The organism is Stenotrophomonas sp. TWI809 (assembly GCF_039673205.1).
Lineage (GTDB): Bacteria > Pseudomonadota > Gammaproteobacteria > Xanthomonadales > Xanthomonadaceae > Stenotrophomonas.
Genome location: NZ_JBDJLE010000060.1, coordinates 1 through 298, shown reverse-complemented (window position 1 = coordinate 298; position 298 = coordinate 1). Strand labels below are relative to the sequence as shown.

Genomic DNA, 298 nt, shown 5'->3' with positions numbered 1-298 from the left:
AACCGATGGCTGCTGTTTTCGTCGATGCAATGGTGCGCCCGGAGAGATTCGAACTCCCGACCGCCTGGTTCGTAGCCAGGTACTCTATCCAACTGAGCTACGGGCGCATTTGCATTGTCTGGTTGTGTGTCCTGCCGCGCGTGTTGCCACGTTCGACGGGAAGGCAAGCAAGCTTGCCGTTCGATGTAATGGTGCGCCCGGAGAGATTCGAACTCCCGACCGCCTGGTTCGTAGCCAGGTACTCTATCCAACTGAGCTACGGGCGCATTTACATCGAATTTTTACTGCTGATACCGAC

The 298-nt window shown here is 56.0% G+C and carries 2 tRNA genes; both read right to left on the bottom strand.

The features are described from left to right. Positions 1 to 30 precede the first annotated feature (30 nt). Positions 31 to 107, bottom strand: a tRNA-Arg gene (locus tag ABE472_RS18860). An 82-nt stretch (positions 108 to 189) separates the two neighbouring features. Beyond that, positions 190 to 266, bottom strand: a tRNA-Arg gene (locus ABE472_RS18855). Positions 267 to 298 lie beyond the last annotated feature (32 nt).